19 protein-coding genes are annotated in these 19892 nt (G+C 44.1%); 1 reads left to right on the forward strand and 18 read right to left on the reverse strand.

Features of this window, described 5'->3' with window-relative positions; all coding sequences use genetic code 11:
• The 12 genes from fliF to H70737_RS18395 all read right to left on the reverse strand — a co-directional run bounded on the left by fliF (position 1) and on the right by H70737_RS18395 (position 13226).
• Positions 1–1587, reverse strand: coding sequence for a flagellar basal-body MS-ring/collar protein FliF (fliF, locus tag H70737_RS18340; protein WP_042189450.1), 1587 nt, complete (start codon positions 1585–1587; stop codon positions 1–3).
• Between the two features lie 35 nt (positions 1588–1622).
• The gene (gene fliE / locus H70737_RS18345) at positions 1623–1934 is read right to left on the reverse strand and encodes a flagellar hook-basal body complex protein FliE (RefSeq protein ID WP_042189451.1); all 312 of its coding nucleotides are present in this window, start codon (positions 1932–1934) and stop codon (positions 1623–1625) included.
• 92 nt (positions 1935–2026) lie between these two features.
• Positions 2027–2476 carry a flagellar basal body rod protein FlgC gene (gene flgC, locus H70737_RS18350; protein ID WP_042189452.1) on the reverse strand — a complete coding sequence of 150 codons (450 nt, stop codon included), beginning with the start codon at positions 2474–2476 and terminating at the stop codon, positions 2027–2029.
• A 6-nt stretch (positions 2477–2482) separates the two neighbouring features.
• Positions 2483–2890 (reverse strand): flagellar basal body rod protein FlgB, encoded by a 408-nt coding sequence (gene flgB, locus H70737_RS18355; protein WP_042189453.1) that lies wholly within the window; start codon positions 2888–2890, stop codon positions 2483–2485.
• Between the two features lie 379 nt (positions 2891–3269).
• Complete coding sequence (gene hslU / locus H70737_RS18360) at positions 3270–4670, reverse strand: ATP-dependent protease ATPase subunit HslU (protein ID WP_042189454.1); 1401 nt, start codon at positions 4668–4670, stop codon at positions 3270–3272.
• Between the two features lie 33 nt (positions 4671–4703).
• The gene (gene hslV / locus H70737_RS18365; protein WP_042189455.1) at positions 4704–5246 is read right to left on the reverse strand and encodes an ATP-dependent protease subunit HslV; all 543 of its coding nucleotides are present in this window, start codon (positions 5244–5246) and stop codon (positions 4704–4706) included.
• A 129-nt stretch (positions 5247–5375) separates the two neighbouring features.
• Entirely contained in the window at positions 5376–6758 is a 1383-nt protein-coding gene (gene trmFO / locus H70737_RS18370) for an FADH(2)-oxidizing methylenetetrahydrofolate--tRNA-(uracil(54)-C(5))-methyltransferase TrmFO (protein WP_156113145.1), read from the reverse strand.
• Positions 6758–8857 (reverse strand): type I DNA topoisomerase, encoded by a 2100-nt coding sequence (gene topA / locus H70737_RS18375; protein WP_042189457.1) that lies wholly within the window; start codon positions 8855–8857, stop codon positions 6758–6760. The genes trmFO and topA overlap by 1 nt, the downstream gene beginning before the upstream one ends.
• A 36-nt stretch (positions 8858–8893) precedes the next feature.
• Entirely contained in the window at positions 8894–10012 is a 1119-nt protein-coding gene (gene dprA, locus H70737_RS18380; RefSeq protein WP_042189458.1) for a DNA-processing protein DprA, read from the reverse strand.
• A gap of 221 nt (positions 10013–10233) precedes the next feature.
• The gene (sucD, locus tag H70737_RS18385) at positions 10234–11163 is read right to left on the reverse strand and encodes a succinate--CoA ligase subunit alpha (protein WP_042128953.1); all 930 of its coding nucleotides are present in this window, start codon (positions 11161–11163) and stop codon (positions 10234–10236) included.
• A gap of 62 nt (positions 11164–11225) precedes the next feature.
• The gene (gene sucC, locus H70737_RS18390; protein WP_042128955.1) at positions 11226–12386 is read right to left on the reverse strand and encodes an ADP-forming succinate--CoA ligase subunit beta; all 1161 of its coding nucleotides are present in this window, start codon (positions 12384–12386) and stop codon (positions 11226–11228) included.
• Positions 12387–12737: 351 nt separating this feature from the next.
• On the reverse strand, positions 12738–13226 hold the full coding sequence (locus tag H70737_RS18395; RefSeq protein WP_269321761.1) for a MarR family winged helix-turn-helix transcriptional regulator: 489 nt from the start codon (positions 13224–13226) through the stop codon (positions 12738–12740).
• Between the two features lie 143 nt (positions 13227–13369).
• Between H70737_RS18395 and H70737_RS18400 the strand changes: the two genes are divergently transcribed.
• Positions 13370–13798, forward strand: coding sequence for an organic hydroperoxide resistance protein (locus H70737_RS18400; protein WP_042189459.1), 429 nt, complete (start codon positions 13370–13372; stop codon positions 13796–13798).
• A 230-nt stretch (positions 13799–14028) separates the two neighbouring features.
• On the opposite strand, the gene H70737_RS18405 is transcribed toward H70737_RS18400, so the two are convergent.
• The 6 genes from H70737_RS18405 to H70737_RS18430 all read right to left on the reverse strand — a co-directional run bounded on the left by H70737_RS18405 (position 14029) and on the right by H70737_RS18430 (position 19885).
• Positions 14029–15735 carry a YifB family Mg chelatase-like AAA ATPase gene (locus H70737_RS18405; protein ID WP_042189460.1) on the reverse strand — a complete coding sequence of 569 codons (1707 nt, stop codon included), beginning with the start codon at positions 15733–15735 and terminating at the stop codon, positions 14029–14031.
• Positions 15736–15925: 190 nt separating this feature from the next.
• Positions 15926–16435: a metallophosphoesterase gene (locus H70737_RS18410; protein WP_042189461.1), complete on the reverse strand. Its 510-nt coding sequence runs from the start codon at positions 16433–16435 to the stop codon at positions 15926–15928.
• Positions 16436–16473: 38 nt separating this feature from the next.
• Positions 16474–16887, reverse strand: coding sequence for a hypothetical protein (locus tag H70737_RS18415; protein WP_156113146.1), 414 nt, complete (start codon positions 16885–16887; stop codon positions 16474–16476).
• 153 nt (positions 16888–17040) lie between these two features.
• Positions 17041–17427 (reverse strand): YraN family protein, encoded by a 387-nt coding sequence (locus H70737_RS18420; RefSeq protein ID WP_042189462.1) that lies wholly within the window; start codon positions 17425–17427, stop codon positions 17041–17043.
• On the reverse strand, positions 17424–17732 hold the full coding sequence (locus tag H70737_RS18425) for an EscU/YscU/HrcU family type III secretion system export apparatus switch protein (RefSeq protein ID WP_042128964.1): 309 nt from the start codon (positions 17730–17732) through the stop codon (positions 17424–17426). Before H70737_RS18425 ends, H70737_RS18420 begins: the two co-directional genes overlap by 4 nt.
• Positions 17729–19885: a flagellar hook-length control protein FliK gene (locus H70737_RS18430; RefSeq protein WP_042189463.1), complete on the reverse strand. Its 2157-nt coding sequence runs from the start codon at positions 19883–19885 to the stop codon at positions 17729–17731. The genes H70737_RS18425 and H70737_RS18430 overlap by 4 nt, the downstream gene beginning before the upstream one ends.
• Positions 19886–19892 lie beyond the last annotated feature (7 nt).

Consider the following 19892-nt stretch of genomic DNA (forward strand, 5'->3'; position numbering starts at 1 on the left):
TCACCTCTGTTCGTCTGCAAGCCATGTACGCAGCAGATTTACGAATTCGTCTGGCTTTTTCTTAGCCAAACTTTCCAATTGCTTACGAACTTGACTGTCATTCGTCACACTTTCCAAATTAATAGATGGAAATTCGGTAGGAACCTGCAATGGAATGTCTTCATCTTCCTCTTCCACAGTCTTCTTACGACTCCGATAGATTAGATATCCTCCACCTGCTCCAACCAGCAATGCAGCTGCTCCGATAGCCCATAACATCCATGTGGCAAGACCACCTGGTGTTGTATTAGCAGCGGTTCCGCCAAATTGTTGAGAATACACCGAAACCTTTTTGGTTAAATCAGCGTCTGTATATGTAGTACCTGAATCTGCGAGCGAAGCACGAACAATATTTACCAAAATGTTTTGAATTGCTGCTGATGTAGCAGCGTCCAAAGTATTTTGTCCTGTAGGTGGTTCAACTGCAACATTTATGGTTAAATCTTTAACAGTAAAGGGACTTGCGATAACATCCTTTGTAATTCGGTTTACTTCATAGTTCCTCGTTTCAGAAGATTCTTCCGAAGTAGAAGTATCCGTACCGGCTTGTGAAGGATAGCCCGCTACATCTTGTGAACCAGTGCCTGCCACTCCACCAGTTGTATTTCCTTGACCCGAATACGAATTACTAATGATTTGTGAACTGATCTCAATCCCCTTCATGTTCTCTGTATCCACAGGGGTTACGAGATTCTCCTTCCGGTTTTCCTTGTCAAAGTTCAGCTTCGAAAATACAAGAACATCAACTTTATCTGGACCCGTAAGAGTGCTAAGGAATTGTTTCACATCTTTCTTTACTTCTTCTTCGAATTTCTTCTGAAGAGCGAAGTTCTCTTCGACTTGGCTGGAAACTCCAGCTTGTCCACCTTTGGCCGTAGGCATTAACTCGACTTCATTATTAGCAATCGTAATGTTATCGATTGGTAGATTTGGAACAGCCGTCTTTACAAGGTTAAAGTACCCATCAATATTATCTTGAGTGGGTCTGAATCCCGGATTAAATGAGAGCACAACGGATGCAGATGCTTGCTCTTGGTCAGCCTGGGAAGCAAAAACTGTTTCTTTAGGCAGATTAATCAGCACTTTAGCATCCTTAATTCCTTGCATACGTCTCATTAACTGTTCTACTTCACCGTTTAATGCATTATTATACTTCACATTAAACTCACTATCTGTCGTCCCTATCATTGACGAATTTTCATTAAAGACCTTATAACCGATAGAGCCCCCCTGAACAATCCCCTGAGAACCGATATCCACCTTTATTCGAGCCGCTTCTGTGCTTGGCACGGAGATGCTTTTTCCATCTTGGCTTAATCGGTATGAAACACCTGCTGTATCCAAGTAGTTCATTACTCCAGCTGAATCTGTGCTGTCCAAATCTTGAAACGCTACTTCATATTCTGTCTTTGAAAGCTGCATGGTTAATACTACGATTATTATTAGAATGATAAACAATGTAGAAAAGAATAAAATCTTCTGTTTACCACTAAATCTGTTCCAATACAGGGTCACCTTCTCCCGATATTGGGCAAATCTTTCATTCACAGTGTCACCCCATCCGGAACTAAGCTAGGAATTAATTAAATTTGAGTTCTCATAATTTCTTGATAGGCTTCTATCACTTTGTTCCGGACTTGTGTAGTCAACTGCAAACTCAGTAAAGCCTGTTGGGAAGAAATCATCACCTCGTCTATGTTCACTTCTCCCAATACAAATTTATTACTCATATCCTTTGCTTGTTGTTCCTGATCTGCTACTTTAGTGAGTGCATTCTCAAGATAAGAACCAAAGCTCTCCATGGCATTAGCAGGAGTGGATGAAACTTCGGTAGATGTTGGTTTCATGGCAAGCTGCTGTACAGCTTGAACCCCATTAGTGATATTCTGTATCAACTGTTTCCCTCCTAAAAGTTTTGTAAGCTTATGCTTCCTAGATTCACTTCGTACAAAACTCACTGTGGAAGCGTTCCTTGTGTTAATTACGTTTAGCGCCCAATTTCGAGTGCTTTACTTACCATAGCTTTAGATGCATTCAGCATCGTGACATTGGCTTCATAAGAACGTGATGCAGATAACATATCTACCATTTCTTTAGTAATATCTACGTTTGGCATATAGACATAACCTTCGGCATCCGCATCAGGATGGCTTGGGTTGTAAACTGGCTTTAACGGTGAAGTATCTTCTATAATGGACTGCACCTTTACACCTTCACTACTACTACCGTTCAATTTCGAATTTAGTATATTCGAGAACTTATTGCTTTCGGTAGCTTCCATAACAACAAGTTTTCGACGGTAAGGAACGGCTTTGCCATCAACGACCGATGCTCTTGTAGTTTCCGCATTGGCCACGTTGGAGGAAATCACGTCCATCCGCAATCGTTGAGCTGTTAATGCTGATGCACTTATCCCAAAACTACTCCCAAAGTTCATGCAATCTTATCCTCCTTGAATTACAGCTCGCATCATCGAAATTTGACTGTTGATCTGCTCGACATAAGAACTATACCTGAGTTGGTTCTCAGCACTTAACGCCATTTCTCGTTCTACATCCACATTGTTGTCGTTATTATTCATCGAGGTAGTTTCATCCGTACTAACGACAGCTGCTGGTACAATTCTTTTACTACCAAATTGAAAATGTCGGGAGTCCGTTACCTTCGCGTTAAGTGTAGGTTTTATTCCACTTTCTTGTTGCTGAAGGAAACTTTCGAATGAAACATCAGAACGTTTGAAATTTGGCGTATCTTCGTTAGCCACATTATTCGCTAGAACATTTTGTCGTTTGTAGGCAGCATCAATGCCTCCCTGCAATCGTTGAAAACTGACACTATTCAGCAATCCCAAGATAATTCCTCCTTTCAAAGCTATCATAATGAAATGAATTCCACAACTTTCCTTAAAAAACCTGCTTGATTTCGACAAATAAAGTATAAAAGTCCTCTATTTATCAGTTTCTACGTCGAACCTTGTCGCAAAGTATAACTAATTAGTATTTTCACATACATTGATTTTCATTTAATTTGTATATTATTACAATAAGAAATAAGCCCTATCTTTTTAGAAAAGACAGGGCTTTTAGCACTTTATTGCTATTTTATTCCTTTTTTAACTCAAAATTATCTTTTTAATTGCATCTTTTTACATTTTTTTACCTATTAATGACACTAAATTGTAATTTTCTAATTCAATATGCCCAAATCCAAAAGAATAAGAATTTGTCGCATTAAAGAATATACTGACTTAGATCACGATCCTGCGCAATACTTGCCAATTTCTCACGCACATACTCTGGTGTAATAACCATAGTGTCCAGCGTCAGCTCAGGTGCTTCAAAAGAAAGATCCTCCAATAACTTCTCCAAAATCGTATGAAGACGTCGAGCACCTATGTTCTCCATATTTTGATTCACTGAAGCAGCTATTTTGGCAATTTCATAAATAGCATCTTTCTGGAACTCCACTTCAATGTCCTCGGTTTTTAACAAATTAACATATTGTTTCGTCAAAGCGTTCTCTGGCTCTGTTAAGATGGAAACAAAATCCTCCAGTGTCAGACTGCTTAGTTCTACGCGAATCGGAAAACGCCCCTGAAGCTCTGGAATCAGATCAGAAGGTTTAGCAACATGAAAAGCCCCGGCAGCCATGAAGAGCACGTAGTCCGTCTTCACAGGACCGTATTTTGTCATGATTGTAGAACCCTCTACAATTGGAAGGATATCTCTTTGCACACCTTCACGTGATACATCAGGGCCCGAACCCTTTCCTTGACTTGCAACCTTATCAATCTCATCGATAAAAATAATACCCGATTGTTCAGCGCGTGTCACAGATTCCTGAATGACATCATCCATATCAATCAGTTTGGTTGCTTCATCTTGAATTAGCACTTTACGAGCCTCACGGATAGGAAGCTTGCGCTTCTTCGTCCGCTTCGGAAGCAAGCTACCAAACATTTCTTGCATATTCATCCCCATCTGGTCGTTCCCTTGCCCTGCAAACATATCCAGCATAGATGGCGCTGTATCCTCAACATCTATTTCAATGATATCTTCTTCCAATTGACCAGCAAGCAGCTTAAATCTAACCCCGCGACGGCGTTCGCTTAAGCTTCCATCTGGTTCGGAATCTTCTTTAGAATCCTCTTGTGAAGAGTTCCCGCCAAAAATCATCTCAAAAGGATTCTTCTGAGATTTATTTTTTGAAGACGAAGGCACTAATATAGAGACAATCCGCTCATTAGCCAGTTCTTCTGCACGGTCTTTCACTTTTTCCGTACGCTCTAGCTTCACCATACGAATAGAGGTCTCAACTAAATCACGCACCATAGACTCCACATCTCGCCCTACATAACCCACCTCAGTGAATTTGGTTGCCTCCACTTTGATGAACGGAGCATTAACGAGCTTAGCTAGACGCCGAGCAATCTCAGTTTTCCCTACACCAGTAGGTCCGATCATCAAGATGTTCTTAGGAACAACATCATCACGCAGTTCCTCAGCCAGCAGACTGCGCCGATAACGATTACGAAGGGCAACAGCTACCGATTTCTTAGCTTGTTTCTGACCTACAATATATTTATCCAATTCAGCTACGATTTGACGGGGTGTTAGCGATTGATTCACCATCGTGAATTCCTCCTTGTCTCTATGGCACTGAGCCTATAATTGCTCAACAATAATATTGGAGTTAGTATACACACATATTTCTGATGCAATCTGAAGAGCTTCACGAGCGATATCCGCAGCAGCAAGATTTGGAGCATGACGTTTGAGCGCGCGACCGGAAGCAAGTGCAAAGTTACCACCGGAACCAATAGCGAGCACATCATCATCTGGCTCGATAATTTCACCATTTCCGGAGATCAAGAGCATTCCTTCCTTGTCCATAACAATCATCAATGCCTCAAGTTTTCGAAGAATACGATCTTGACGCCAGTCTTTCGCCAATTCTACGGCTGCCCGTTGCAGGTTTCCATGATGCTCCTCCAACTTGCCTTCGAATTTTTCGAACAAAGTGATAGCATCGGCCACAGATCCTGCAAACCCTGCTATTACTTGTCCTCTGTATAAGCGACGAACTTTTCTGGCCGTCGTCTTCATAATTACACTCTCTCCGAATGTAACCTGACCATCACCTGCTATAGCTGCCTGTCCGTTATGTCTTACAGCACAAATTGTAGTCGCATGAAAGCTGGGTACCATGATTGTAGTTACCTCCTTAAGATGGGCTTTGTTCAAAAATAAGAAGTATACGTTTCACGTTATACATTATCCTTATATTTCTCACTTAAACGCTAACGCTTATCATCCTTATAAGGACGCCCAAGGCGCTTATTCTTGGTTATCGATAGCCTCCGGCTCTTTATAAGCAAGGCCCGTACGATTGGCGTACTCGGCAAGACTGTCTAGTGCACGATGCGCTAAAATCTCATTCTTTTCTTTCTTATTACGGATTTTCTTCTCCACCTTCGGCAGAAGACCAAAATTGGCATTCATAGGCTGAAAATGCTCCGGATCAGCGGAAGTGATATAAGCAGGCATACTACCAAGCACCGTGTCTTGTGGGAAGATCAGTCCTTCTTGACCAAGTGCGGCTCTAGCAGCGTTAATGCCGGCAATCAGACCTGAAGCTGCTGATTCCACATAACCTTCCACGCCAGTCATCTGTCCAGCAAAGTACAGCCTTTCTTTACCCTTCATTTGATAAGTAGGATGCAAGAGTTTAGGAGAATTAATAAAGGTATTTCTGTGCATTACCCCATACCGAACGTATTCAGCGTTCTCAAGACCTGGAATCAGCGAGAATACCCGCTTCTGTTCGCCCCATTTCAAGTGCGTTTGAAAGCCCACCAGATTGTAAAGCGTTCCAGCAGCGTTATCCTGACGAAGCTGCACTACCGCGTAAGGTAGCTTACCTGTGTGCGGATTGATAAGCCCAACAGGCTTCATCGGACCAAACAATGCAGTTTGCTTACCGCGCTTCATCATGATTTCGATAGGCATACAGCCCTCAAAGTATATCTCTTTCTCAAAATCCTTGAGTGCCGCCGTCTCTGCAGAAATCAACGCGTCATAAAACACGTCAAACTCCTCTTCAGTCATAGGACAGTTCAAATATGCTGCTTCCCCTTTGTCATAACGGGAAGCCAGATACACTTTATTCATATCAATACTGTCCTTCTCAACAATCGGTGCTGCAGCATCATAAAAATAGAAATACTCTTCACCTAATAGACCCTTAATTTCAGCAGATAATGCAGGGGAAGTTAGTGGACCCGTTGCAATAACAACAATCCCTTCCTCCGGTATATGCGTAAGTTCTTCATTTATGACTTCCACAAGCGGATGATTATGCAATGTACTCGTAATTTCTCCCGAGAAACCATCCCGATCCACGGCAAGTGCACCGCCAGCAGGTACAGCGTGGCGATCAGCCGCACCTAATACAAGAGAGTTTAAACGTCGCATTTCTTCCTTTAATACACCCACCGCATTGCCTAAACCATTTGCACGCAAGGAGTTGCTGCATACTAGTTCTGCGAATTGATTGGTGTGGTGTGCTGGCGTCTTCACCACTGGTCTCATTTCATACAATCTTACCGGTACGCCTTGAGAGGCTATTTGCCAGGCCGCTTCACTTCCTGCGAGACCTGCTCCAATTACTGTTACCTTTGCTGTATCTGTCACTGTCTTATTTCCTCCTGTAGAGACTATTATTCTGCTAACTCTTCTTCGTTGTCTAAAACTGCCTCTGTATGGTCACAAGACGTACATTGCAGTTTGGTGCCTTGCTTATTGCGTTTCTCAATCATCCAAGCCCCGCAAGATGGACATGGTTTAGTGGATGGTCTATCCCAAGAGACGAAATCACACCCTGGATATTGATCGCAGCCATAAAAGACACGCCCTTTTTTGCTTCGACGCTCTACAACTTTTCCTTCATTACATTTAGGGCAAGTTACACCAATATCTTTGATAATCGGCTTCGTATTTCGGCAATCTGGAAAGCCAGAACATGCTAGAAACTTCCCAAAGCGTCCTAATTTATATACAAGTGGTTTACCACATTTCTCGCAGATCTCATCAGAGACTTCATCTTCAATCTCAATTTCTTTCATTTCTTCTTCGGCAAACACTAAGCGCTTCTCGAAAGACTCGTAAAATTCGGCAAGAACCTTCACCCAATCTTCTGAGCCTTCTTCCACATGGTCAAGATCGCCTTCCATATTAGCCGTAAACTCTACGTTCAATATTTCCGGGAAAAATTGTTCCATCTGCTCGATGACAAGTTCTCCAAGCTCTGTAGGCATGAATTTTTTCTCTTCAATCGCTACATAACCACGCTTCTGAATCGTTTCAAGCGTTGGTGCATACGTACTTGGGCGTCCTATCCCTAATTCCTCAAGTGTCTTTACAAGCCTTGCTTCTGTATATCGCGGTGGTGGCTGTGTAAAATGCTGCTTCGGCTCGATCTCTTGCTTATTTAAAGCATCTCCCGCTTCAAGAGGCGGTAAATACTTATCTTCATCTGTAGTTCCATCATCGTTACCTTCCACGTAAACCTTCATGAACCCTGGGAATGAAACCTTCGAACCCACCGCTCTGAATGTGGCTGTACCTGCTTCTATATCAACCGAGAGTGTATCAAGAAGAGCAGACGCCATTTGACTGGATACGAACCGCTCCCACACCAGCTTGTAAAGACGGAATTGATCCCGGCTTAAGAACTCTTTGACCATTTCCGGTTCACGAAGTGCTGAAGTTGGTCGGATCGCTTCATGCGCTTCTTGCGCTCCAGCCGCTTTCTTTGAATACTGGCGAGGGGCTTCAGGTAAGAACTTTTCACCATACTTAGCAGTAATCAGCTCTTTAGCCTCATCCTGTGCAGTGACAGATAAACGTGTCGAGTCCGTACGCATATAGGTGATCAAACCTACGGTTCCCTCTTTGCCTAGTTCCACACCTTCGTATAATTGCTGGGCAACAGACATTGTCTTAGCTGCACGGAATCCAAGCTTACGAGCTGCTTCCTGTTGAAGGGAACTTGTTGTAAAAGGAGCCGAAGGATGCCGTTGTCTTTCCTTCTCCTTCACATTACTAACCTTAAAAGCTGCGTTCTTGATTGCCTCAAGGACCTCTTGAACATCGCTTTCCTGATTAAGTTCCTTCTTCACACCATTCAGCTTATGAAACTTAGCTTCAAAGACAGAATCTCGAATCCCAAGTTTAGCTGTAATACTCCAATATTCAGTAGGTACAAAAGCGGAGATTTCATTCTCACGATCCATTATGATCTTTACAGCTACAGATTGAACACGTCCAGCAGATAACCCTTTTTTGACTTTCTTCCATAATAGAGGGCTAATCTTGTAACCTACTAGCCGATCCAGTATACGTCTTGCCTGCTGTGCATTCACAAGATCCATGTTAATCTTGCGTGGCGTCTTAAAAGCATCCTTCACCGCTTGTTTGGTGATCTCATTAAATACAACTCGGCATTCCTGTGTATTATCTAAATCCAGGGCATGTGCCAAGTGCCAAGCAATTGCTTCTCCTTCGCGATCGGGGTCAGCTGCGAGATAGACTTTTTTCACTTTTTTACTAGCGTCTTTCAATTCCTTCAATATAGAACCTTTACCACGAATCGTAATATATTTGGGATTGAAATCATTCTCCACCTCAACACCAATTTGACTCTTCGGTAGATCTCTGATGTGTCCCATAGATGCCTTTACAATATACTTACTACCTAGATATTTGCCAATTGTCTTCGCTTTCGCGGGCGATTCGACAATAACCAATGCATCTGCCATAGACTCTTCCTCCTCGTTAACACTCGTACCTCTATATTAAATTACCTTATAAATAGCTCCTGGTAATTGTGCTACCGCTTTTTTTATGATTAAAGATAACAGAACTGAATGCAAATGTCCAAAATCCCATCCTGTCCTCACAAGCAGATCGTCCAAAATAAAGGGGCCTTGATGCAGTATATGGTATAGGTGTAACTCCTCATTTGTCAATTTCTTTTCAATTAACAAATCATCAGCCACCTGTTTAGAGGGACCGCTTTCACCCGTTTTTGAGAGGTTTGTCGGGAGAAAAGAAGTGTATTCTTCTAAAATATCTAGTGCACCGGTTACCAGCTTTGCCCCCTGTTTAATCAGATCAAGAGCACCTCTACTTTTTGGAGATGTAATAGGTCCAGGGACAGCAAAAACATCCCGTCCTGCCTCCAAGGCAGCATCTGCAGTAATGAGTGATCCACTTTTACTATCCGCCTCTACGACCACTGTCCCGTATGTGAGACCTGCAATAATTCGATTGCGCTGCGGAAATAACCCTGGATGACTTTTGGTTCCAAGGGGATACTCTGTTAGCACTAACCCATCACGGGAAATCAATCGTTCAAGCTCCTTATTCTCAGGCGGGTAGACCCGATCAAGTCCTGTAGCCACTACCGCTATTGTGCCTCCACCGCTTCTTAGCGCAGCTTCATGGGAAACGCTATCAATCCCCCTAGCTAATCCGCTAACCACTGTTAGACCTGCTTCACTAAGCTCTTTCGTGAGGATCTCTCCTACCTTCCGTCCATAAGCTGTTGGCACACGAGTACCGACCATCGCTACACTGGGTGTCGATAACAGATCCAAACGCCCACGATAATAAAGAATCCATGGTGGCTGAGCTGTCTCCTTCAATAAATGGGGATAGTCTGCATCAAAAATCGTAACCATGTTCACAGCACTTTCTTCCATTAGTAAGCGGCGGTTTGCTATCCACTCCAACGTATATATAGAAGCAAGTTGAATCGACACTTTCTCGCTCAATCCAACCTTTTCCCAGTCTTCTGAGCTACAAGAAAATGCTTTTTCTGACAAAAGCCCAGCTCTGCGAATTTTGTCGATAGTTTTCCAGCCAATGCCTTCCACTTCATTAAAGCCGAATAGTAGTTCCCGTTCTTCCATATCATTTTTCGCTCCTTAACATGGAAGGCCTAGCCTTCCCTATTTTGTGTTACACATCATGAAAACGCAAGTATTTCTTTAAATTCAATAAATTTCTATTTAAAATAAAAAAAGCAACCTTTCATCCCTAAATAGGAACAAAAGGTTGCTTACCTCTTTAATTAATTATACACGAAATAACCTCACTACGTGGAGTGATTTCTCTGTCTTAACTACACTAATTAGTGCGATGTAAAAGCATTGAGAATACCGCGCTCTTCAAGCACACTTACGAGTGTTGAACCCATTTCAGCAGGTGTAGGGGCTACCTTGATTCCGCAAGCTTCCAGTACGGCAATTTTTTCGCTTGCTGTACCTTTCCCTCCAGAAATGATAGCACCAGCATGCCCCATACGCTTGCCTGGAGGTGCAGTTGCTCCTCCAATGAAGCCTACAACTGGCTTGGTCATGTGTTCACGAATCCACTCTGCTGCTTCTTCCTCTGCAGTTCCACCGATCTCTCCGATCATAATAACTGCCTTCGTACCCGGATCTTCATTAAACAGCTTCAAAATATCAATAAACTCAGAGCCTTTAACCGGGTCTCCGCCAATACCTACAGCCGAAGATTGCCCAATTCCACGCGTGGTCAGCTGATGAACCGCCTCATAGGTTAGCGTTCCGCTACGCGAGACCACTCCTACATAACCAGGCATATGAATATAGCCAGGCATGATTCCAATCTTACACTCTCCAGGAGTGATAACACCCGGACAGTTTGGACCGATCAACACTGTAGAACGACCTTCCATATAACGTGAGACTTTTACCATATCAAGCACTGGAATACCTTCGGTAATACAGATAACCAAATCCAACTCTGCATCTACAGCCTCCATGATGGAGTCTGCTGCGAATGCTGGCGGTACATAAATCACACTAGCAGTTGCACCAGTAGCTGCCTTAGCAGCTGCGACTGTATCAAATACCGGAAGACTAACTTCACTGCCATTTTCAAGGGTGATATTAACTGTCGTTCCACCTTTACCCGGCGTTACCCCTCCAACCATCTGAGTTCCATAATCAAGCGCACCCTTAGTATGGAACAAGCCCGTTGCTCCCGTAATACCTTGCGTGATAACTTTCGTATTTTTATCTACAAGAATGCTCATGCCTTAAGTCACATCCCTACTTATATTGTCAAATACGATAACTGGCTTCAACTTGCGAGCCATTATTGCACAAGAGATACAATCTTACGGGCACCGTCCGCCATAGAATCAGCAGCTACAATGTTAAGTCCCGATCCTGCCAAGATTTGCTTACCCAATCCAACATTTGTTCCTTCAAGACGAACAACAAGCGGTTTAGTCAATCCCAATTGACTTGCCGCTTCCACAACACCGTTAGCAATAACGTCACAGCGCATAATACCGCCGAAAATATTAACGAAAATTCCATTTACCTTTTCATCCGATAGAATGATTTTAAAGGCTTCTGTAACTTTCTCGGTAGTTGCACCGCCCCCTACATCAAGGAAGTTGGCGGGTTCGCCTCCGTAATATTTAATTATATCCATTGTTGCCATCGCTAGGCCTGCACCGTTCACCATACAACCAATATTGCCATCAAGTGCAATATAGCTCAGGTCATACTTAGAGGCTTCGATTTCTTTCAAATCTTCTTCATCTAGATCCCGAAGCTCTTGAATATCTTTGTGGCGGAACAAGGCATTGGGGTCAAAATTCAATTTAGCATCTAGAGCCATCACATTCCCATCCGCAGTAACTACCAATGGGTTAATTTCGGCAATAGAGCAATCTTTATCCACAAAAGCTAGATATAGCGCTTGCATGAATTTAACAGTCTTGCCTACCAGTTCATTAGGAATAGAGATGCTGTAAGCTAATTTACGAGCTTGGAAAGTCTGCAAACCTACTGCCGGATCAATGATTTCTTTGAAAATCTTCTCCGGATGTGTAGCTGCAACCTCTTCAATCTCTGTGCCACCTTCTTCAGATGCCATCATAACCACTCGGCCAGTTCCTCTATCAACAACGATACCGATGTAATACTCTTTAACAATTTGACAGCCCTCTTCAATGAGCAGCCGTTTTACTACCTTACCCTCCGGACCAGTCTGGTGAGTAACTAAAGTCTTACCGAGAATTTCGGTTGCGTAAGTACGCACTTCATCGATATTCTTAGCAACCTTTACACCTCCAGCTTTACCTCGTCCACCTGCATGAATCTGAGCTTTAACTACAACAACCGGTGTACTCAGTGACTCTGCGGCTTCTACCGCTTCCTCCACTGTATAAGCTACTTTTCCATTCGGTACGGCCACACCGTACTTCTTAAGCACTTCTTTTCCCTGATACTCGTGGATATTCATAGCGGTAGCCTCCTAAAGTAGCGTGGTGACTTAACAGGCAGCCTGTTGTCATCTCGCTTTCCGTTTTGATTGCCGCGGGGTTAGGGATAGGCTGATGCTAAACATGCAGCACTATTCCGGAACCAACAGAAACTGCTCTACCACTCGTAAAAGAATGGCCTTATTTCTGTGAGAGACATTGAGTAAATCTATAAGACTAAGCTTATACTTACCTATATGCCATATAAAGGAACCCAGAATAGTGTAACATGTTTTTAAAACGCTTTCCTTAAATATATTCATGATTTGTACACATTTTTTCGCTTGATTTCATGCCGGAATGCGAACGATCGCACAGACTCCTGATTATACTTACTTTTTACTATCTTGAGTGTTCGCTTCATGAACACGATTTAACAAGCTTTTGAACTGCTCAAGCAGCTCTACAGTTTCATCGCCGGACATAGTCGTTTCTTCCATCATTTTTCCAGGAATACAAGCCGCATTGCTTTGAAGTGCCCAGCCCTGTTCCGTTAGTGAAATCAGAACTTTTCGCTCATCTTGTGTCGAACGTTCACGCACGATCAACCCTGCAGCTTGTAGACGTTTTAAAAGAGGTGTCAGCGTACCCGAATCCAAAAATAGCGCCTCACCAATTTCTTTAACCGTGCATTGCTGCCGTTCCCATAACACAAGCATTACTAGATATTGCGAGTATGTTAAACCGATCTTATCCAAATAAGGTTGATACAGCTTTGTGATCTCACGAGAGCAAGCATAAATCGTAAAACAGAGTTGATTCTCAATCAGCAGCTCAGGTGTAGTCGTCATCTTTTGCATATCTTCTTCATTCATTTTCATATCTTATTCACCTGCCTTATACCCTTATTTTATCATAATTCACTCATAACATCATGTTAATAGCAAAAAATTAATTTGACATTATAGTTAATTGTGATAAATTAGATTGTACACAAACTAATTAGGAATTGGAGAGATACACAATGATGACGATCCAGCAAAAAATGTATGAAACCACTGTTAAAGCCGTAGGAGGAAGAAACGGTTTTATCGAATCAGAAAGCCCTAAGCTCAATCTTACAATCAGCACACCACGCGAAATGGGAGGTGCCGGTGGCGAAGGTACAAATCCTGAGCAATTATTTGCAGCTGGTTATTCCGCTTGTTTCGATAGTGCACTGAATATGGTTGCCCGACTCGGAAAAGTGAAAATTGAAGGTAGCGAAGTAACAGCCACAGTCAGCTTTGGTAAAGTTGAAGATGGAGGTTTTGGTATAGCGGTTAAGCTTGATGTGCTAGTTAAAGGCGTTGACAGAGAAACCGCAACCTCTTTAGTAGAGGCTGCTCATGGCGCTTGTCCATACTCCCGCGCAACCCGCGGCAATATCGCTGTAGAATTGAATGTACTGTAAGGAAATACAGAAAAATTTTTCTCAAACGAAGCCCTAACGGACACAGATGATTTTAAATTCAATTAGTGTCTCTGAAGTCCGAAAGCACGCTCCAAAAGCTAAAAATGACCATATCATGTCTTTCGGGTCCATAAGGTTCCAGAGATGTTAACAATTTTAGCGGAATGAAATCAATAATCCAAAAACAGAGCAGCAATTCGCCAATAACGGGAATCGCTGCTCTATTTAGCTTATTCTTCTGTCATCGCCTGCCGGTCTAAATTACGGTACTGCACAGCCTCCGCAAGATGCGCGGAAGTAATATCCGGTGCGCCTTCCAGATCAGCTATTGTACGGGATAGCTTAATAATTCGATCATGCGCTCGCATGCTTAAACCTAAATTCTCCAGAATGTCATACAGCAATTGGGCACCTTCACGGCTAAGACTTGCATATCTCCGAAGGGAAGCGCCGGAAAGTTCACTATTCCAAGAAATAGGCAAACGCTTAAACCGTTTAGCTTGTATCGTCTGTGCCGCCATCACCTCTGCATACATCTCAGCCGAAGATAGAACATGCCCTTGACGATCCCATTCCTTCGGGCGAGGAACATCCACCTGTAAATCAATACGATCCAATAAGGGTCCTGATATCTTTGCGCGATATTGAGCAATCCTGGCGGGGCTGCATGTACAATGTTGTTGAGAAAGATTACTCCCAAAATAACCGCAGCTACAGGGATTCATCGATGCGGCCAGCATGAATTTTGCAGGATAGGTAAAAGAAGCTCGAGCACGACTTATGGTAACAACCCCGTCTTCGAGCGGCTGGCGTAGCACTTCAAGTACATTCCGAGAGAATTCGGGCAACTCATCTAAAAAGAGAATCCCTCGATGCGCAAGACTAACTTCTCCCGGCTTTGGAATGCCTCCACCCCCAATAAGACCTGCGGCCGATATGGTATGATGCGGAGAGCGAAAAGGACGACTACGCAGTAAGCCGTTGTGGGCATCTTTTAAAGTTCCTGCTGCGCTAAATATTTTGGTTACCTCTAGTGCCTCACTCTCAGACAATTTCGGAAGGATGCTTGGAAGGCGTTTAATCAGCATCGTCTTCCCTGTACCGGGTGGACCGATGAGCAATATATTATGCATACCCGCTGCCGCAATGGTTAGGGCTCTTTTTACATGTTGTTGCCCTAGCACATCACTGTAATCATCCAGCATCTCGTTCATTGCATATGAGGAGTCCTCAGAAGTACCGTAAACTGGGGTATATTTAAGATGTTCCAAAGAAAGGACAAGAACCGGAGGTCGGTCATTAGTATCTATCCCCTTGGTCACAGTTACAGGAAAAGGAAGAGATGATAAAGAAGGCATATCTTCGGAAACTCCCCCATTCCTTCGGTTCTGTTCGTCTTCCCCTTTTATACCCTTAGCTGAATTGGACGGTGATTCTTCCGGGTTCGGTAATGTGCACAAATGGTCGATTGCGTATATATTTATACCACTGATCAAAGCTGCCTCAGCAGCATTCCCTTCAGGAAGCATTACAGCCTTAAATCCATTTTTGCGCGCAGCTTCCACCATTGGTAGAACACCTGATACTGGACGCAGACTACCATCAAGCGCAAGCTCTCCAATAAAAAGCACCTCATTGGCTGAGGGCATTATCAGTTGACCACTAGTTATCAGTATCCCCAGGGCAATCGCAAGGTCAAAGGCAGAGCCTTCTTTGCGTAAGTCGGCTGGTGCTAGATTTATCGTAATGCGCTGCTGGGGATAACGATAACCACAGTTCTTAATAGCGGCTCTTACTCGTTCTACTGCCTCACGAATCGCAGAATCAGGCAGACCAATGATATTCGTCTGTGGCAATCCATTCGCAAGATCAATTTCTACACCTATCATTACCCCTTCAATTCCATACAGACATGCACTATGCATTTTTCCATACATAAAAACACCTCATCTCCTGAAATACACCCCTGTTTGGGTGTCACATCTTCAAGAAAAAAGGTGCTTCCTTATTTTCCGGTAATAAATTTGCTATTATATCTCATTATATATAGGAAATCTTTGCGTAATCAAGAATTATTAATAAACATCAGATTGCATAAATACGCATAAATAATCACATAGACCCACATTAACCTTCTTCGCTAACTATGACAGAGTCCCTAATCTGTTCAAAAGTCAACGGTTTATAGTTCCAATGCTCTACACAAATGTTAAAATAATTGTTCCCTTCATATTTTTGGCCGTGAATATGACCATGCACATTTACGTAAGGCATATGTTTATTCATATACATAGGCTCATGAGAGAGAAAAAAGAAATCCTTATAAATCAGCGGATATTCACTAACCTCGTCAAAGCCTGCTTCAAGCCACCAATCCCGACCGCGTCCCCGATCATGATTGCCGAGAATTAGAATCTTATAGCCATGTAACCTCTCCACAATAGCACGTGTCGCTTCCTTATTAAGAAACGAAAAGTCTCCCAAATGAAACACTTTATCATCCGGATTTACGACCGAATTCCAACTCTCAATCATGGCTTCATTCATTTGCCCCACATCTATAAAGGGTCTGGATTCAAAATCAATAATCAACTTATGTCCAAAATGATGGTCGGATGTAAAAAAAACGTTAGCCATGTTCACCCTTCTTTCTTTTTTGATCATAGTTTGTATGATTATCTCCAGTCACGCCGCTTATGTGGTCGTTTTTTATTATCGCTCTGGATCAGTTCAGCTAGAGGGGGAGTCTCTTCATTCTCAATGAGCCAGCCACGCATCTCTTTAATCGCTTCCACCTGTCCATTTCCTTTATCACGCCATGTAAGAAGCTCTATGACTTTTATAACAAGCGCTAAGAGACTGCTATTGCTGTTTTGTGATTTATCAGCACGGATTTTTTGAAATAGCGCCTCATTTTTCCAATCGATTAATATTTCCTCAGCTATAGTGGGCCGCATAACCGTGAAGTTCTTATTGCAATTTGCACAACAGACAACGGATACTGGCTCTGCGGTAAATTTCACTTCAATCTTCTGCTGGCAATATTGGCAAGCAAAACTAACCTGCATTTCAAAAGGTTTATTCTTCACTTAAACAGCCCTCCTCATGATGACATTAAAAAGTTACTCTAATGTTTACCCATTTCTTTTGAGAAATGACCCACTGTGCGGAGGCTATGTAAAGACTTTTTTCATAAGAATGCTAGTGCCCATAATGAATGGCGTGAGAATATGGGGTGCAGCTTAAAAAGCCTCACGTATATGCCCCAAAGAAGCAATGCTTAAATCTTCATTCAGTAAAATGCTAATGACGTCAAAAGTTACTCTTCGATCATCATAACCTTTCATATGCAAATAAACCTGTGCTGTATTTCGCACTTGATGTATTTTTCGTGTATTCACAGATTCCTCCGGAGTCCCTTGATATAGCTCTCCACTACGACTGCGAACTTCAACAATAATAATACAGCCTTCGTTCTCCGCAATAATATCAAGTTCTCCGGTTCGACAACGCCAATTTCGTTCTAAGATCTTGTACCCACAAGTAGATAAGTACTGCACAGCCCCGTCTTCAGCAGCGGCTCCCTTTTGTTTGCGGTTGTAGCGTTCTCTTGTGTATGGCTCTTTCATTCCGGTCTCCGTTCACCGGCGGAACGGTCGCTCTGATACACAAAGCTGAGGATTTCAGCCACTAGCTGATAAAGTTCAGATGGAATCTGTTGATCTAGATCGAGCTTTGAAAGAACTTCTACGAGAGCTGCGTCCTCTTGGACAGCAACCCCACTTTCTTTAGCTTTTTGCAGAATCAGATCCGCTATCGCCCCTTGTCCTTTGGCAACAACGACAGGTGCCTCGCTTTGTCCTGGGCTATATTTGAGAGCGACCGCTTTTTTGAGCCCTTGTGAAATTGGAGGTACAGGCTCATTCTCGTTCATATACGGTAATCCACTCCTTTATAAGCATCAGGAACATAATCAACAAGCTTACTATGGGGATTGGCAAGTTCTGTAGATAGCTTTAGTTCTGGTAAAGATTCAGTTCTTAATCCCGACAACTGATAACCAATAGATTCTACTGCCGTTTTAATGTCATCACGCCGCTGTTCCAACAGCTCAAGCACCCAAGGATGATCATTATGCAGCTTAAGACTAACGATTCGATCAACAACCTGCACATCAACCAGCGTCTGGCCGAGCTGCTTCATATCCAAATCAAACCAGAGCCTGCAATTGGCAGCATCTAATTCACCCTTGCGTCCCCGACGCGACTGAATATGAACGGAAGCTGTCTCCTGCCCATCTGGACCTTGCAGCGGCAAGAACAAAGTTACTTGCGCGAAAGGAGCCGTTCGATCTGTATTGAGCAGCAGCTGTTGTCCTGTCAGCTGCTGCACTAGTCCGCTCGCGGCTTCTTTTACCGCGGGCGGCACCTCGCTGCTGCTCATGATCTGCAGCAGCACGCCCTTTAAGGTGTCGGTGGCTTGTTCGCCTCCGACACCCGCACTGCCAAGCGCGGCCGTACCTGTCGCCGCGCGGGCCGTCTCAGCGGCGGCTACTGCGACGCCGCGCACCGCCTGCTGCTCGTGCTCCGCACCGAGCAGCTTCAGCACCCGCCCCACCCACGACTCCGCGTCCGCGGGTGGGGCGGTGTCTGGCTGCACCGGCGAAGCCGTCGCAGCCGGGGCCTCCCCGCGCGGCGCAGCAGCCGCGGGGGCAGGGCTTGCTCCCGCCGCGTCAGCAGGCGGGAGCATGGCGAGCTGCGGCAAGCTCCCGCGCAGCTCGGTGAGCACGCCCTGCAGCTTCGCAAGCAGGGCGGGACCACTTGCTGCGTGAGGCGCCGCACCAGCAGCAGTTCCTTCGGCGCTCACACTCGCGCCACCCGGCATAGCCCCGCTCTTATCCATCGAGGCAGCCCGACTCTTATCTGCCTGTATAGCACTATCCAATGCCCCATCCTTATTCAAATTCAAGTCATTACCCTGAATCTCAACTTCACTGGAACGGATAGGATTATTCACCGCACTATCAGCTTGAGCGCTTAAAGCACTATTTTGAGCGCTAGAGGTCATGGCAGGTGTTGATTTACCAGCCATAGGCTCTGTAACAATACCACCCTTGGAGATCTGAGCTCCTTCACCTGTCTCATCAACTACAACTGGCTTGCCAGTTCCAATCCCCGTTTCATTATCAGAAGCTATATTAAGAGTCACCTTGACTGGCGTACCTTGTTCAACCGGTTTCAGAGCACCTTCAGCTGCTCCTTCTGAAAGAGCCGTACTTCCGCTAGCAATATTGCCTTCAGCGGTTTTAGTTGTAGCTTGTCCATTTCCTTTAGCTGCCAATTGTATAGGGTCAGCTTCTGTGACATCACTCTCAACAACACCCATGTTATTCCCACTTCCAGCACCTGCAGTTACCGAGGGTTCGAGTTTTCCAGTAATTGTACCCATTCCAGCTTTAGATTCTGCGGTCATTGTTTCTTCATTAGCAATTTGACCTGCCCATATAGTAATCTGATCTTCCAGTGCTGATAAAAGCTGATGCAGCTGCGGGCCAAATACAGCCTGCTGCAATCCTCTCACACTCTCAGCTGTAACGGGTAGTCCCCGCTTTACAGAAATGACAGCTGCGTCAAGCCACTCCGAAGCAGGCACACCAGCTGGTTTTGCACTCATTACCGCATCCAGCAAAGCCGCTGTCTCTTTTGTAAGTGGAACGCCTCCTGCTTGCATCGCTAGTACGATTTCTCGACCTGCTTTGGAATCAGCTAATCCTAGCGACTCCAAGGCCTCACCCATGCTTTGGGGAGTGACTAACGCCGTTTCACCGAGGGAGACCGGCTTCAATACGGGTAATCCGCCTTCTCCGGGTGATCCAACCTGTAAATTCAAGGTTTCTCCAGGCAGTAGTGGTGTTTCTAATTCTGCACGAACAGGTGTACCTTGGATTTGCACAACCGCTTCTTTGCCTGAATCCGATACAGAGAGGACAACACCACGAACAACTTGCCCTTCTTTTAACTCTAAAGACTTCGCCGCACCCGGTTTTTGATCTCCAAGCAATCCACGGATCAATGTTCCGATATTCATACCATTT

Origin of the sequence: Paenibacillus sp. FSL H7-0737 (assembly GCF_000758545.1) — a bacterium.
Classification (GTDB): Bacteria; Bacillota; Bacilli; order Paenibacillales; family Paenibacillaceae; genus Paenibacillus_AQ.

Bases quoted from the DNA above. Each gene is read 5' to 3' on its own strand.
- flgC (WP_042189452.1), bottom strand. From the start codon at position 2,476: ATGAACTTTGGGAGTAGTTTTGGGATAAGTGCATCAGCATTAACAGCT.
- hslU (WP_042189454.1), bottom strand. From the start codon at position 4,670: ATGGTGAATCAATCGCTAACACCCCGTCAAATCGTAGCTGAATTGGAT.
- hslV (WP_042189455.1), bottom strand. From the start codon at position 5,246: ATGGTACCCAGCTTTCATGCGACTACAATTTGTGCTGTAAGACATAAC.
- topA (WP_042189457.1), bottom strand. From the start codon at position 8,857: ATGGCAGATGCATTGGTTATTGTCGAATCGCCCGCGAAAGCGAAGACA.
- dprA (WP_042189458.1), bottom strand. From the start codon at position 10,012: ATGGAAGAACGGGAACTACTATTCGGCTTTAATGAAGTGGAAGGCATT.
- sucD (WP_042128953.1), bottom strand. From the start codon at position 11,163: ATGAGCATTCTTGTAGATAAAAATACGAAAGTTATCACGCAAGGTATT.
- sucC (WP_042128955.1), bottom strand. From the start codon at position 12,386: ATGAATATCCACGAGTATCAGGGAAAAGAAGTGCTTAAGAAGTACGGT.
- H70737_RS18395 (WP_269321761.1), bottom strand. From the start codon at position 13,226: ATGAAAATGAATGAAGAAGATATGCAAAAGATGACGACTACACCTGAG.
- H70737_RS18400 (WP_042189459.1), top strand. From the start codon at position 13,370: ATGATGACGATCCAGCAAAAAATGTATGAAACCACTGTTAAAGCCGTA.
- H70737_RS18405 (WP_042189460.1), bottom strand. From the start codon at position 15,735: ATGTATGGAAAAATGCATAGTGCATGTCTGTATGGAATTGAAGGGGTA.
- H70737_RS18410 (WP_042189461.1), bottom strand. From the start codon at position 16,435: ATGGCTAACGTTTTTTTTACATCCGACCATCATTTTGGACATAAGTTG.
- H70737_RS18420 (WP_042189462.1), bottom strand. From the start codon at position 17,427: ATGAAAGAGCCATACACAAGAGAACGCTACAACCGCAAACAAAAGGGA.
- H70737_RS18425 (WP_042128964.1), bottom strand. From the start codon at position 17,732: ATGAACGAGAATGAGCCTGTACCTCCAATTTCACAAGGGCTCAAAAAA.
- H70737_RS18430 (WP_042189463.1), bottom strand. From the start codon at position 19,885: ATGAATATCGGAACATTGATCCGTGGATTGCTTGGAGATCAAAAACCG.